This window comes from Caballeronia zhejiangensis, assembly GCF_000698575.1.
GTDB lineage: Bacteria > Pseudomonadota > Gammaproteobacteria > Burkholderiales > Burkholderiaceae > Caballeronia > Caballeronia zhejiangensis.
This window is the reverse complement of record NZ_JFHD01000019.1, coordinates 12,087-25,868: the sequence shown is the minus strand read 5'-3', so window position 1 is coordinate 25,868 and position 13,782 is coordinate 12,087. Positions and strand designations below refer to the sequence as shown.

The following is a 13,782-nucleotide window of genomic DNA, read 5'->3' as shown; positions in this document are numbered from 1 at the left end:
TCGCTCTTCATGGGAATCCTCCGATGCCATTCACGCCACGCGGCACGCTGATGATCCAGGGCACGACGTCCGATGCCGGCAAAAGCACGCTCGTCGCCGGATTGTGCCGCCTCGCCCGGCGCGGCGGCGTGCGCGTCGCGCCGTTCAAGCCGCAGAACATGGCGCTCAATAGCGCAGTGACCGTCGATGGCGGCGAGATCGGCCGCGCGCAGGCGCTTCAGGCGATCGCGGCGGGCGTCGATGCGCGCATCGACTTCAATCCGGTCCTGCTCAAGCCGACGAGCGATCGCGGCGCGCAGGTCATCATCCACGGTCACGCGCACGCGAACCTCGACGCGCGCGCGTATCACGCGTACAAGCGCATCGCGTTCGACGCCGTGCTCGCGTCGTACGAGCGCTTGCAGAAGGACTTCGACGCGGTGATCGTCGAAGGCGCGGGCAGTCCCGCCGAAATCAATCTGCGCGACGGCGATATCGCCAACATGGGCTTCGCGGAGCGCGTCGATTGCCCGGTCGTGCTCGTCGCCGATATCGATCGCGGCGGCGTGTTCGCGCATCTCGTCGGCACGCTCGCGTGTTTGTCGGAGAGCGAAAGGGCGCGCGTTCGCGGCTTCGTCATCAACCGGTTTCGCGGGGATATCGGCTTGTTGAAGCCAGGGCTCGACTGGCTGGAAGCGCAGACGGGCAAGCCGGTGTTCGGCGTGCTGCCGTATCTGCACGGCCTGACGCTCGACGCCGAGGACATGCTGCCGAGCCAGCCGCACACGCGGGGCGATGCACCCGCGCTGAAGGTGATCGTGCCGGCGCTGCCGCGCATCAGCAATCACACGGATTTCGATGCGCTGCGGGCGCATCGTCAGATCGACTTCAGCTATGTGCGCGCGGGCGTCGCGCCGCCGCCCGCCGATCTGATCGTGCTGCCCGGTTCGAAGAGCGTGCAGCGCGATCTCGCATGGCTGCGCGAAAACGGCTGGGATCGCGCGATCGAACGGCATCTGCGATACGGCGGCAAGGTGCTCGGCATATGCGGCGGCATGCAGATGCTCGGACGCGAGATCGACGATCCCGATGGCGTCGAAGGCGCGGCGGGGTGCGTGGGCGGGCTCGGGCTGCTCGATCTCTCGACCGTGCTAACGCCGCAGAAGCAACTGGAGAATGTCACCGGACGGTTGACCATCGGCGATGCCAAAGCGCCCGTGCGCGGCTATGAAATCCACATGGGCCGCACGCGCGGACCGGCGCTCGCGCGGCCGCTGGTCGCGCTGGACGGCGGGCGTGTCGACGGCGCGGTATCGGATGACGGCCAGATCGCCGCGACGTATCTGCACGGCGTTTTCGATTCGCCCGAAGCCTGCGCCGCGCTGCTCGCATGGGCGGGCGTAAAAGACGCCGAGCCGCTCGATTATCCGGCGCTGCGCGAGGCGTCGCTGGATCGCCTCGCCGATTCGTTCGCGCAGTCGCTCGATCTGGACGCGCTACAAGCTGCCTTCGGTCAATAAAGAATCATCTGCGTGCAACGGAACATGGCGATCAGCTTGCCGTCGCCGTTCGTGACCGTCGCGTCCCACACCTGCGTGCTGCGCCCGAGGTGCACGGCCGTCGCCTTCGCGACGATCCTGCCTTCGCGCGCCGTCGAAACGTGGTTGCTCTTCAGTTCGAGCGTCGTGAAGTTCTGCGCCTTCTCCGGCAGATGCGCGATGCACGCGTAGCCGCAACACGTATCCGCGAGGCCGACGACCGTCGCCGCATGCAGAAAGCCATTCGGCGCGAGCAATTCCGGGCGGATCGTGAGTTCGCCGCTCAACTGGCCCTGATCGAGCGAGATCAGTTGCACGCCGAGCAGCTCGGGCAGGCGGCCTTTCTGGCGATTGCGAAGGAAATCGAGCGTGACATCGGGGCGAAGGGGCGTCATGAGCGTTCGGTCGGTTGAAATGGAGGAAGGCGTACGGCCGTTCGGGAGAGATGCCGGCCGCGCGAGTTTTGCCGATAATATCAACGCTCGAAATCATGCACCTGTTCTAGTCAAGACGAAATCGTGCGCGGCGCGGAAACACTGCGCGAGCGCGCCCAACAAAATCCAGGACACTTCATGACCGTGATCGTGGTGGCAAATCCTAAAGGCGGCGTCGGCAAAAGCACGCTCGCAACCAATCTGGCCGGCTATTTCGCGGCGCAAGGCGAATGGGTCGCGCTCGCGGATCTCGACAAGCAGCGCTCGTCGCACGCGTGGCTTTCGCTGCGCGTCGATATGCTGCCGAAGATCGAGGAATGGGCCGTCGACGTCGATTCTCCCGCGAAGCCGCCCAAAGGTCTGGAGAAAGCCGTCGTCGATACGCCCGCCGGCGTGCACGGCAACCGCCTGTCGCTCGCGCTGGATCTCGCCGATAAAGTGATCGTGCCGCTCCAGCCGTCGATGTTCGACATCCTCGCGACGCAGGACTTTCTCACGCGGCTATCGAAGGAGAAGGCGGTGAGGAAGGGCGCGATTCAGGTCGGCGTGGTCGGCATGCGCGTCGATGCACGCACGCGCTCGGCCGAACAGTTGCATCGTTTCGTCGAAGGACTCGATTTGCCGGTGCTCGGCTTCTTGCGCGATACGCAGAACTACGTGCAGCTCGCCGCGCACGGCCTCACGATCTGGGACGTGGCCAAAAGCCGCGTCGAAAAGGATCTGGAGCAGTGGGAGCCGATCATCGACTGGGTGTCGAAGAAATGAAAAAAGCCGGCGTCCGTTGAGGAACGCCGGCTTCGTCGGACGAAAACCGCCCGGAAATCAGGTCCAGTTCTGCGTCGGGACGTGATCGCGGCTGCCCTTGATGCGATTGTCCTCGTCGACGAACACGAGGTTCGGCTTCCAGCCCGCCTTGATCTCTTCCTCGTCGACTTGCGCGAACGCCGCGATGATGACGAGATCGCCGAGTTGCGCGCGGCGCGCCGCCGAGCCGTTCAGCGAAATCATGCCGCTGCCGCGCTCGCCCTTGATCGCGTACGTGGTCAGGCGCTCGCCGTTGTTCACGTTCCAGATGTCGATCTGCTCGTTTTCCATGAGGTTCGCGGCGTCGAGCAGGTCTTCGTCGATCGCGCACGAGCCTTCGTAATGCAATTCGCAATGCGTGACCGTCGCGCGGTGAATCTTCGATTTCAACAAGGTGCGCTGCATGGTGCTTCCTTCCTTCAGATTTCCAGATTGTCGATGAGACGCGTCGCGCCGAGCTTGGCCGCCGCGACCACGACGAGCGGCGCGTCGGTTTCGTCGGCGCCCGGCGCGATCAGGTTCGAGCGTTTGCGCACGCTGATGTAGTCCGGCTTCCAGCCGCGGTCGGCGAGCGCGTTCATCGCGTCGCGTTCGAGTGCGGCGATATCGCGATTGCCCGACAGCACGGCTTCGCGCACGCGCTGCAACGCGGCGGCGAGCTGCGGCGCTTCGGCGCGCTCGTCGGCGGACAGGAAGCGGTTGCGCGACGACAGCGCGAGGCCGTCTTCATCGCGCACGGTTTCCGCCGCGACGATTTCCGTCGGCAGCGCGAACTGATGGCACATGGCGCGCACGATCATCAACTGTTGATAATCCTTCTTGCCGAACACCGCGACGCGCGGCTGCACGCACGACATCAGTTTCATGACGACGGTGCACACGCCCGTGAAAAAGCCGGGGCGGAATTCGCCTTCGAGAATGTCGCCGAGATTGTGCGGCGGATGCACGCGATACTCCTGCGGCTCCGGATACATGTCCGTCTCGGTCGGCGCGAACAGCACGTAGACGTTCTCTTTCTGCAGCTTTTCGATGTCGTCCTGCAGCGTGCGCGGATATTTGTCGAAATCTTCGTTCGGGCCGAACTGCAGACGATTCACGAAAATGCTCGCGACCACGGGATCGCCGTGCTGGCGCGCGAGACGCATCAGGGAGAGATGGCCTTCGTGGAGGTTGCCCATCGTCGGGACAAAGGCGGTTCGGTTCTGGCCGCGCAACTGGTCGCGCAGTTCGTGGATGGAGCTGATGACTTTCATCGAGCGGGTGTCTCCTGTCGAGCGGCCGGTGCGCCGCCACGCGGAAAAAGATAAGAAAGACTAGGCAGGAGAATACGCGAGCCGCACGTAGATCGGCGCGTAGGGTTCGGCCTGCGTGATTTCGATCAGCGATTCGCGCGACAGCTCCAGCATCGCGATGAAGTTCACGACGACTACCGGCACGCCGCGCGTGGTGTCGAAGAGTTCCGTGAACTCCATGAAGCGCGCGTTCTGCAGACGCCGCAGGATCACGCTCATGTGCTCGCGCACCGAAAGCTCTTCGCGCGTGATCTTGTGATGCTGCACGAGCTTCGCGCGCTTGATGACGTCGGCCCACGCGGCGCGCAGGTCGTTCATGTCGACGTCGGGGAAGCGCTGCTCGGCGGACTGCTCGATGTAAATGTCCGCGCGCAGGAAGTCGCGGCCGAGCTGCGGCAACTGGTCGAGCTTCTGCGCGGCGAGTTTCATCTGCTCGTATTCGAGCAGACGCCGCACGAGTTCCGCGCGCGGATCTTCGGCTTCTTCGCCGGTGTCGGCCTTCTTGACCGGCAGCAGCATGCGCGACTTGATCTCGATCAGCATCGCGGCCATCAGCAGATATTCCGACGCCAGCTCGAGATTCGATTCGCGAATCTGATCGACGTAGCCGAGATATTGCGCGGTGACATCCGCCATCGGGATGTCGAGCACGTTGAAGTTCTGCTTGCGGATGAGATAGAGCAGCAGGTCGAGCGGGCCTTCGAATGCTTCGAGAAAGATCTCGAGCGCGTCGGGCGGGATGTACAGGTCGGTCGGCAGCTTCCAGAGCGGCTCGCCGTACAGGTGCGCGATCGCGACGCCGTCGATGGTGTCGGGCGTCGAATCGGTTGCGGGCGTGGCGAGCGCCACGGCACGGTCTTCCCGGGCTTCGTCGCGCTTTGCCTCAGACGGCGAATGCGCGGACGATTGCGGCTCGCGGCCTGCTGCGCTCACGTTCAGAAGTTCTGGTAATAGACGTAGGGCGTCTGGTTCACGCGCGATTGCTGCTGCGTGGTGCGCTCGTCGAGGTCGATCGGCTGCTTGTCCCACAGTAGCGCGCGGCCGCGGCGCTGTTCTTCTTCCAGCGAGGGCTTCTGCTCTTTCAACTGATTGATGAACTGGGTGATATCCGACTGATACATGATCCGGCTTCCGTTGAGGTCGAGGCGTGAGCCTGTGATTTTGCCTGTGCGCGCAATTTTACCGCAAGCGCGCGGCAGTTTCGTCGCCCGGAAGGCGCACGCGCGTGCAGCTTTCGCGGAACCCACGCGGCGCGCAGCCGTCCAACGGCGCACGTCCGGCGCGAGATGGCCGCTTTTGCGGCGTGCGTCCATGCCGATGTGGTGAAATAGCGCCTGCGTCCGATTGCGTCGGCTGCAAGTTTTACCTCGAATCCCACTTTTTCCCGATGCCGGAGGTCACGTTTGGCGGGGCGTTCGTTTGATCCGCTGCGCGCGTGGCGCGTAAGGCCGCGCGGCATGAGCCGCTGGCCGGCCCTGATTGTGGCGCTCGTCGCGTTCGGCTTCGCTGCGCCCGCTTGCGCCAAGTACGACGTCGACATCGACGCGCCGCGCAGCATCAAGAAGCTGCTGAAGGAGAACCTCGATCTCTCCCGTTTCGCCAAGCGCGACGACGTCAGCGACGACCAGTTCCAGTTCCTCGTCACCGCGACGCCGAAGGACGTGCGCGATCTCGTCGCGACGGAAGGCTATTTCACGCCCATCGTGCGTACGGACGTCACGACGGTCGACGACAAGCGCAACGTCAAGGTGAGCGTCGATCCCGGCCCGCGCACGATGGTCGCCTCGGTGCAACTGAATTTCACCGGCGCGGTGACGACCGAAGATCGCGCGCAGGAGAACGCGGCGCGTTTCGCTTTTTCGGTCAGCGAAGGCGATCCTTTCACGCAAAGCGGCTGGGACGACGCTAAAAACGCCGCGCTGCGGGCCCTGCAATCGAAACGCTATCTCGGCGCGAAGATCGTGCGTTCGCAGGCGCGCATCAATCCGCGCGCGCATCTGGCCGATCTCTCCGTGACGTTCGACAGCGGCCCGACCTTCACGCTCGGCAAGCTCGAGGTGAGCGGCCCGAAGCGCTATCCCGCGTGGATCATCGACCATGTGAATCCGATCCGCGAAGGCGAGGTCTACGACATCGCGCGCCTGAACGAGTTGCAGCGCCAGATCCAGAACACGCCGTATTACGCGAGCGTCGCGATCGATGCGGACAGCGACGTGAACAAGCCGGTCGACACACCGCTGCATGTGAAGGTGAGCGAGTATCCGTACAACAGCATCCGCTACGGCGTGGGTTACGCGACGGACACGGGTTTCCACATTCAGGGCGCCTACAGCTATCTCAATACGTTTGGCGCGGCGTACCCGTTCACGATTTCCGGGCGGCTCGACCAGACGCAGCAATACGGCCGCGTGCAACTCGCGATGCCGCCCGATTCGTCCGGCTGGGTCAACGCCGTGTTCGGCTCGTACACGATCACCGACGTCTCGAGCACGAAGATCTATAGCGGGCGCGTCGGCGTGCAGCGTTCGCGCTCGCGTCAGAACATCGACACGACGTATTCGCTGACCTTCTACGACGACCGCCTGACGCAGAACGAGCCGAATCCGTCGACGGCGCGTGCGCTCGTGCCCGCGTGGAGCTGGGTGCGCCGCGACGTCGACGATCCGCTGTTTCCGCGCCGCGGCAACATCATCCGCGCGGAGGCGGGTTTCGCCGTCAAGGGCGTGATGGCCGATCAGACTTTCGCGCGCCTGTACACCAACGCGCTGCAATACGTGCCGCTCGGCAAGAACGATCTGCTCGTGTTTCGCGCGGAGTTCGGCGGCGTGTTCACGAGCGGGCCGTCGAGCGGCGTGCCGGCTTCGCTGCTGTTCCGCGCGGGCGGCGCGAATTCGGTGCGCGGCTATAGCTATCTCAGCATCGGCAACAATGTGGCCGGCTCGATCCTGCCGACCAAATACATGGTGACGGCCAGCAGCGAATATCAGCACTGGTTCACGCACGACTGGGGCGGCGCGGTGTTCTTCGACATCGGCACCGCGACCGACAACTGGAGCGAGCGCGTGTTCGATCCGGGCGTGGGCGTCGGCGCGCGCTGGCGCAGTCCGGTCGGCCCGGTCAACGTCGACCTGGCGTATGGGCTGAAGAACAAGAGCATCAAACCGTATCTGACGCTCGGCATCGCGTTCTGATGCGTGAGAACGATGAAGGACATTGAATCGGCATGACGGACCCGAACAAGCAGGCGGACGCCGAAGCGCCGCCGCCCGAAAACGTTGGCGGCGGCGACGGCGGCGCGCAGACACCGCCGCCGCGCAAAAGCGGCTGGCGCCGTTTGGCGCGGTGGATCGGCGCGCTCGTGCTCGTCGTCGTGCTGATCGCCGGGATCGCCATCGGCACGGTCTTTTACGTGCTGACGACCGAGCGCGGCACGCGCTACGCATGGAACGCGGCAACGAAGCTGCTCAAGGGGCAACTTACCGGCAAGCTCGACGGCGGCGCCATCGCGACCGGCCTGCAACTGCGCGACGTGCGCTGGAAGGACGGCAAGGGCACGGATATCGCGGTCGATAGCGTGTCGGGCCGCTGGGCGCTCACACGCGAGCCGCTGCGCTTCACGATCGATTATCTGCATATCGGGACGGTCGATGCGCGCATTGCGCCGTCGAACGAGCCGAGCAAGAAAACGGAACTGCCCAAGGATCTGCGCATTCCGATTCAACTTGCGATCAACGATCTTTCCGTCGGGAAACTGCGTCTGCATCAGGGCACGGCGACGACCGAATTCTCGCGCCTGCTTTTCCACGGCCGAAGCGACGGCCAGCATCACGAAGCGGCGGTAGAGCGGCTCGACACGCCGTTCGGCGCGGTGACGGCGTCGGCGAAGCTCGATGGCGGCGCGCGTCCGTTTCCGCTTTCCGGCGATGCGGGCTATGCCGGCAAGGTCAACAACGAAACGGTGAACGTGAGCGCGCGGCTCTCGGGCTCGCTCGAAGACCTGATCGCCGACGTCGATGCGAGCGGCCTGAAACTCAACGGACGCGCGCACGTCGAGGCGCTGCCGTTCGCGGACGTGCCGCTCAAGTCGGCGCTCGTCACGTTCGATCACGTCAATCCGCAGGCGTTCGCGCCGGGCGCGCCCGAGGCCGACCTCGCCGTGCGCGCCGAAGTGAAGCCCGTCGAAGGCGCGGACCCGAACGCGTTCGTCGTCGCCGGGCCGGTGTCGATCGTGAACGCGAAGCCCGGTTCCATCGACAAGAAGCTGCTGCCGCTCATCGACGCGCACGCGAACGTGCGGCTCGACGCGTCCGAGCAAAGCATCACCGATCTCGATGTGCGGCTCCTGAAGAACGCGTCGGTGAGGGGCGGCGGCGCGCTCAAAAGCGGCAAGGGCAAGTTCGACCTCAAGGTCGCGAAGCTCGATCTGAACGCGATCGAGCCGACGCTGCGCCCGACGGATTTCGCCGGACCGATCCGCATCGAGCTGGATGGCGACACGCAGCGCATCGCCGCCGACCTGAACGATCCAAAAGCCGCGATCCGCGCGCAGGCCAAAGTGAAGCTCGATCCGCAAGCGACCACGCTCGACGACGTGAAGCTCACGGTCGGGAAGGGCCGCGTCGAAGCGAGCGGCGTGCTGAAGAAGGACGCGAATTCGAGCTACGACCTGAAGGCGAAAATCGTCGAGTTCAATCCGCTGCTGCTGCAACAGCAGTTGATCGCGCCGAAGCCCGCGCCGGCGAAGAAAGGCGCGAAGCCGTCGAACAAGCCGGCCGCGCCGGCGCGTGTCGTGGAAGCGCGCGTGAACGGCACGCTGGCGGCATCGGGGCAACTCGCGCCGACGCTCACGACCAAGGCGACCTTCAAGCTCACCGACAGCATGTACGACAATCTGCCGCTGACGGGCGAGGGCACGATACAGGTCGCGGGCATGCGGCTGTTGCCGAGCAAGGCGGCGCTGTCGGTGGCGGGCAACAACGTCGATCTGAACGGCAGCTTCGGCGCGCCCGGCGACCGGCTGCGCTTCAAGGTCGACGCGCCCGCGCTCGAACGGCTCGGCTTCGGCATCGCGGGCACGGCGAAGGCGGACGGCGATCTGACCGGCTCGATCGCGCATCCGAACATCGCGGCGAACTATCAGGCCGATGGCCTCGTGTTCGGCGCGAATCGGCTCGGTCACGCGGAAGGCCGCGCCGATATCCGCGACGGCGCGAACGGCGCGCTCGTCTTCACGCTGAAGGCGCGCGATGCGAGCACGGAAGACATCGACATCGCGAATCTCGACGCGAATCTGAACGGCACGCGCGCGCATCACACGCTCGACGTGACGGCGACCGGCAAGGTGCGCGGCCAGCCCGTGAATCTCGCGCTCGGCGCGAACGGCAAGTTCACCGACGCGCCCGACGGCCCGCACTGGGACGGCGCGATCACGAAGCTGTCGAACAAGGGCACGCCGTCGCTGAATCTCGAATCGCCGCTTTCGGTGAGCTACGGTCCGAAGCGTCTCGTGCTCGGCGCGACGCGGCTCGTCGCGGAAGGCGCGGTGCTGAATCTGAAATCGTTCGCGATGGAGAACGGCCGCCTGCAATCGGCGGGCACGCTGACGAACCTGTCGGTGCCGCATCTGCTCGACGTGCGCCAGACGCTGACGGGCGCGGAGCCGCCGATCCGCACCGATCTCGTTTTCGACGGCGACTGGAACTTCACGCTCGGCGCGACCGCGACGGGCTACGCGCAGATCAAGCGCCGCGCCGGCGACGTGACGATCGACGGTACGCGCGGTCTGTCGGCGCTCGGCATTTCCGATATCGCCGCGCGCGCGGATTTCACCGACGGCAACCGCCTGAACGCGTCGCTGCACGCCCAGGCGAGCCGCATCGGCGTGATCGATGCCAACGTGCACACGCCGCTCGTCAATCGCGACGGCATGCTCACCATCGACGACAACGCGCCGCTGACCGGCGCCATCAACGCGAACGTGCCGGAATTGCGCACGACCGGCGGCCTGCTCGGCGCGAACTATCTGCTCGGCGGCAGGATTGCGCTCAAACTCGTGATCGCGGGCATCGTCGCGAAGCCGAATCTGTCGGGCTCGCTGACGGGCGACAACATTTCCGCGACGGTCGTCGATCAGGGCGTGCAACTGAAGGACGGCATCATCCGCATTGCGCTGTCGGAGAATCTCGTCGATTTTCAGCGCGTCGAGTTTCATGGCGCGAGCGGCACGCTGCGCGCGACCGGCAAGGTGCGCCTCGATCAGCAGGAGCCCGATCTGACCGCGAGCATCATCGCGGACAAGCTGGAGCTGTTCGCATCGCCGGATCGCGAGCTGATGCTGTCAGGCAGCGCGACGATCGCGAACGCGGGCTTGCAGGGCGGCATGGCGATCGACGGCAAGTTCACCGTCGATCACGCGCTCATCGATCTGCCGGAATCGTCCGCGCCGTCTCTCGGCGACGATGTCGTGATCGAGCGCCCCGATGGCACGATCAAGGGCGAGAACCAGTCGATCACCGCGAAGACCGAGAAGCCGGTCGGGCCGTTCACGCCGCGCGCGAACATCGGGATCGATCTCGGTCAGCACTTCCGCTTCAAGGGCGCGGGTGCGGACCTCGGCCTCGCGGGCACGATTACGGCGATGAGCGCGCCGAACATGCCGCTGCGCGCGGTCGGCAACGTGCGCGTGACGACGCCGGGTTCGTCGTACACGGCGTTCGGGCGCAAGCTGAACATCGAGAACGGTTTCTTCACGTTCAACGGGCCGGTGGCGAATCCCGGCCTCAACATTCTCGCGATGCGGCGCAATCAGGAAGTCGAGGCGGGTGTGCAGGTGACGGGCACGGTGCAGGCGCCGGTCGCCAAGCTGATTTCCGAGCCGAGCGTGCCAGACAACGAAAAGCTCTCGTGGCTGCTGTTCGGCCACGGCACCGATCAGGGCAACAACGTCGGCCAGCAGAGCGCGATGACGAGCGCGCTCGCGCTGCTCGGAAGCCGCGGCGGCGCGAAGATCGCGCAGACGGTCGGACTGGACGAGTTCACGGTCGGATCGAGCGAAGTGGGCCTGACCGATCCGCAAGTCGTGCTGCTGTCGAAGGCGATCAACGAACGGCTCGTGATCGGCTACGAGCAAGGCTTGCAATCGGCGAGCAACGCGGTCAAGGCGACGCTGAACCTGTCGCGGTTCTGGGCCGTGACGGTGTACGGCGGGACGTATCAGGGCGTCGATCTGTCTTATACGCGGCGCTTCAATCGCTGGTCGAGGCTGTGGTCGTCGTCTTCGTCGGCATCGCGGGCGTCGACTGTGCAGCCATCGGCGGCCTCGGGGGCGTCGGGCGTGAGCGCGCCATTCGGGGCATCGGCGACGGAAGTGGAATCGGACTGAGCATCGTCTGCTTCAAGCAAAAAGGGCACGCGATCTGCGTGCCCTTTTCGTTATGCGATGCGTGTTACTTCACCCGCATGCCCGGTTTCGCGCCGCTGTGCGGCTCGAGAATGTAGAGGCCCGGTTCGGCTTTTTCGTCCGTGGCGGATGCCGCGAGCACCATCCCTTCCGACAGACCGAACTTCATCTTGCGCGGCGCGAGGTTGACGACCATCACGGTCAGCTTGCCGATCAGATCTTGCGGCTGATACGCCGACTTGATGCCCGAAAACACATTGCGCGTCTTGTCCTCGCCGACGTCGAGCGTGAGTTGCAGCAGCTTGTCGGAGCCTTCGACGGCCTTGCAGTCGACGATCTTCGCGATACGCAGATCGACCTTCGCGAAGTCGTCGATGGAAATGACGCCCGCATCGTCCGGCTTCTTAGCGGCGGTCTTGGCCGGAGCGGCTGTTGTCGTCGCCGTTGCGGCTGCGGCTTCCGCGGCCGGCGCGAGCGATTCGCGATTCGCGGCGAGCAACGCCTCGATCTGCTTCGGATTGACGCGCGTCGTCAGATGCTTGTACGCGTTGATCGCGCTCGCCGACGACAGCGGCTTGTCGGCATCGGCCCAGACGAGCGGCGCGATGCCGAGGAACGATTCCACCGCTTCGATGAGCTTCGGCAAAACCGGCTTCAACGCGAGCGACAGCAGGCGGAACGCTTCCAGGCTCACGCTGCAGGTTTCATGCAGCGCGACGGCGTTCGCCGGATCCTTCGCCTGTTCCCACGGCTTCGCGGTGTCGACGTAGGCGTTGACGGCGTCGGCCAGTTCCATCGTCGTGCGCAGCGCGCGGCCGTATTCGCGCGACTCGTAGAAGCCGGCGATGTGCGGAATCGCCGAACGCAGTTGCGCGACGAGCGGATGATGCATCGCGCTGTCCTGCACGCGGCCGTCGAAACGCTTGATGAGAAAGCCCGCCGCGCGGCTCGCGATGTTCACGTACTTGCCGACGAGATCGCTGTTCACGCGCGCCTGGAAATCTTCGAGATTCAGGTCGATGTCTTCCATCGTGCTGTTCAGCTTCGCCGCGAAGTAGTAGCGCAGCCACTCGGGATTCAGCCCCGTGTCGATGACGCTCTGCGCGGTGATGAACGTGCCGCGCGACTTCGACATCTTCGCGCCGTCGACGGTCAGGAAGCCGTGCGCGAACACGTTCGTCGGCGTGCGATGGCCGGAGAATTCGAGCATCGCCGGCCAGAACAGCGTGTGGAAGTACAGAATGTCCTTGCCGATGAAGTGATATTGCTCGGCCTTCGAGCCGGGCTTCACCCATTCCCCGAAATTCACGCCGATGCGGTCCGCGAGATTCTTGAAGCTCGCGTAATAGCCGACGGGCGCATCGACCCAGACGTAGAAATACTTGCCCGGCGCGCCGGGAATTTCGAAGCCGAAGTAGGGCGCGTCGCGCGAAATGTCCCAGTCGGCGAGTTTGGCTTCGCCCTTGTCGCCGAGCCATTCGCGCATCTTGTTGGTGGCTTCGGGCTGAGCGAGACCGCTGACCCAGCCGCGCAGGAATTCCTCACAGCGCGGGTCGGACAGCTTGAAGAAATAATGCGTCGACGTCTTGCGGATCGGCGTCGCGCCCGACACGACCGAATACGGATTGATCAGTTCGGTCGGCTGATAGGTCGAGCCGCAGACTTCGCAGTTGTCGCCGTATTGGTCCTTCGCGCCGCATTTCGGGCATTGGCCCTTGATGAAACGGTCCGGCAGGAACATTTCCTTGACCGGATCGTAGGCTTGTTCGATGTCGCGCGCCTCGATCAGGCCCGCCTGCTGCAGCGCGCCGTAGATCGTGTTGCACAGTTCGCGGTTTTCCTCGGCATCGGTCGAGTAGTAGTTGTCGAACGAGATGCCGAAGCTGTCGAAGTCGCGCTTGTGCTCTTTCCACACGCGCTCGATCAACGCTTTCGGCGTGATGCCTTCCTTCTCGGCGCGCAGCATGATCGGCGTGCCGTGGGTGTCGTCCGCGCCGACGTAGTAGACCTCGTGGCCATGCATTCGCAGCGTCCGAACCCAGATGTCCGTCTGAATGTATTCGACCATATGGCCGATATGAATCTGACCGTTCGCGTACGGCAACGCGGACGTGACGAGGATCTGGCGGCGGCCGCCTTCAAAGGCTTGAGCGGCAGGCGCGGCGGTGGCAGTGGCTGAAATCGGTGCTGACATAAAGGCGCGGCCCGGTGGGAGTGCTTGAGGTTGTGAAAAAACGCGGAGTTCGATTTTAGCAGGGCGGGGAGAGGCGGGCGGAGTCGGCGGTGGATAGGGCGGAGTGCGTTTCGAGCGCCCAAAAAAAAACCGGGGTCCAATC

At 64.7% G+C, this 13,782-nt stretch carries 10 protein-coding genes; 4 read left to right on the top strand and 6 right to left on the bottom strand.

Annotated elements, in window-relative coordinates; all coding sequences use genetic code 11:
* The first annotated feature begins 23 nt into the window (after positions 1 to 23).
* A complete protein-coding gene (locus BG60_RS22230; protein WP_034472914.1) occupies positions 24 to 1,499 on the top strand; it encodes a cobyric acid synthase in 1,476 nt (491 codons plus the stop codon).
* Here BG60_RS22230 and BG60_RS22225 read toward each other — a convergent pair.
* On the bottom strand, positions 1,493 to 1,912 hold the full coding sequence (locus tag BG60_RS22225) for a PaaI family thioesterase (protein WP_034472911.1): 420 nt from the start codon (positions 1,910 to 1,912) through the stop codon (positions 1,493 to 1,495). The genes BG60_RS22230 and BG60_RS22225 overlap by 7 nt on opposite strands.
* Positions 1,913 to 2,089: 177 nt before the next feature.
* On the opposite strand from BG60_RS22225, the gene BG60_RS22220 reads away from it, so the two are divergent.
* On the top strand, positions 2,090 to 2,716 hold the full coding sequence (locus tag BG60_RS22220; RefSeq protein ID WP_008351074.1) for a ParA family protein: 627 nt from the start codon (positions 2,090 to 2,092) through the stop codon (positions 2,714 to 2,716).
* Positions 2,717 to 2,773: 57 nt separating this feature from the next.
* Here BG60_RS22220 and panD read toward each other — a convergent pair whose 3' ends face one another.
* From panD to BG60_RS22200, 4 genes are all read right to left on the bottom strand, one after another.
* Positions 2,774 to 3,160 (bottom strand): aspartate 1-decarboxylase, encoded by a 387-nt coding sequence (panD, locus tag BG60_RS22215; protein ID WP_008351073.1) that lies wholly within the window; start codon positions 3,158 to 3,160, stop codon positions 2,774 to 2,776.
* A gap of 14 nt (positions 3,161 to 3,174) precedes the next feature.
* Positions 3,175 to 4,008 (bottom strand): pantoate--beta-alanine ligase, encoded by an 834-nt coding sequence (gene panC, locus BG60_RS22210; RefSeq protein WP_008351071.1) that lies wholly within the window; start codon positions 4,006 to 4,008, stop codon positions 3,175 to 3,177.
* Positions 4,009 to 4,068: 60 nt separating this feature from the next.
* A complete protein-coding gene (locus BG60_RS22205; RefSeq protein WP_034472990.1) occupies positions 4,069 to 4,896 on the bottom strand; it encodes a segregation and condensation protein A in 828 nt (275 codons plus the stop codon).
* An 86-nt stretch (positions 4,897 to 4,982) separates the two neighbouring features.
* On the bottom strand, positions 4,983 to 5,171 hold the full coding sequence (locus tag BG60_RS22200) for a DUF3460 family protein (RefSeq protein WP_174447747.1): 189 nt from the start codon (positions 5,169 to 5,171) through the stop codon (positions 4,983 to 4,985).
* A 333-nt stretch (positions 5,172 to 5,504) separates the two neighbouring features.
* Between BG60_RS22200 and BG60_RS22195 the strand changes: the two genes are divergently transcribed.
* Together BG60_RS22195 and BG60_RS22190 are read left to right on the top strand one after the other, a co-directional pair.
* Positions 5,505 to 7,238, top strand: coding sequence for an autotransporter assembly complex protein TamA (locus BG60_RS22195; RefSeq protein ID WP_239295371.1), 1,734 nt, complete (start codon positions 5,505 to 5,507; stop codon positions 7,236 to 7,238).
* Positions 7,239 to 7,270: 32 nt separating this feature from the next.
* A complete protein-coding gene (locus tag BG60_RS22190; RefSeq protein WP_034472908.1) occupies positions 7,271 to 11,428 on the top strand; it encodes a translocation/assembly module TamB domain-containing protein in 4,158 nt (1,385 codons plus the stop codon).
* 64 nt (positions 11,429 to 11,492) lie between these two features.
* On the opposite strand, the gene metG is transcribed toward BG60_RS22190, so the two are convergent.
* Positions 11,493 to 13,640, bottom strand: a complete 2,148-nt coding sequence (gene metG, locus BG60_RS22185; RefSeq protein WP_034472906.1) for a methionine--tRNA ligase — start codon at positions 13,638 to 13,640, stop codon at positions 11,493 to 11,495.
* Between the last annotated feature and the right edge of the window lie 142 nt (positions 13,641 to 13,782).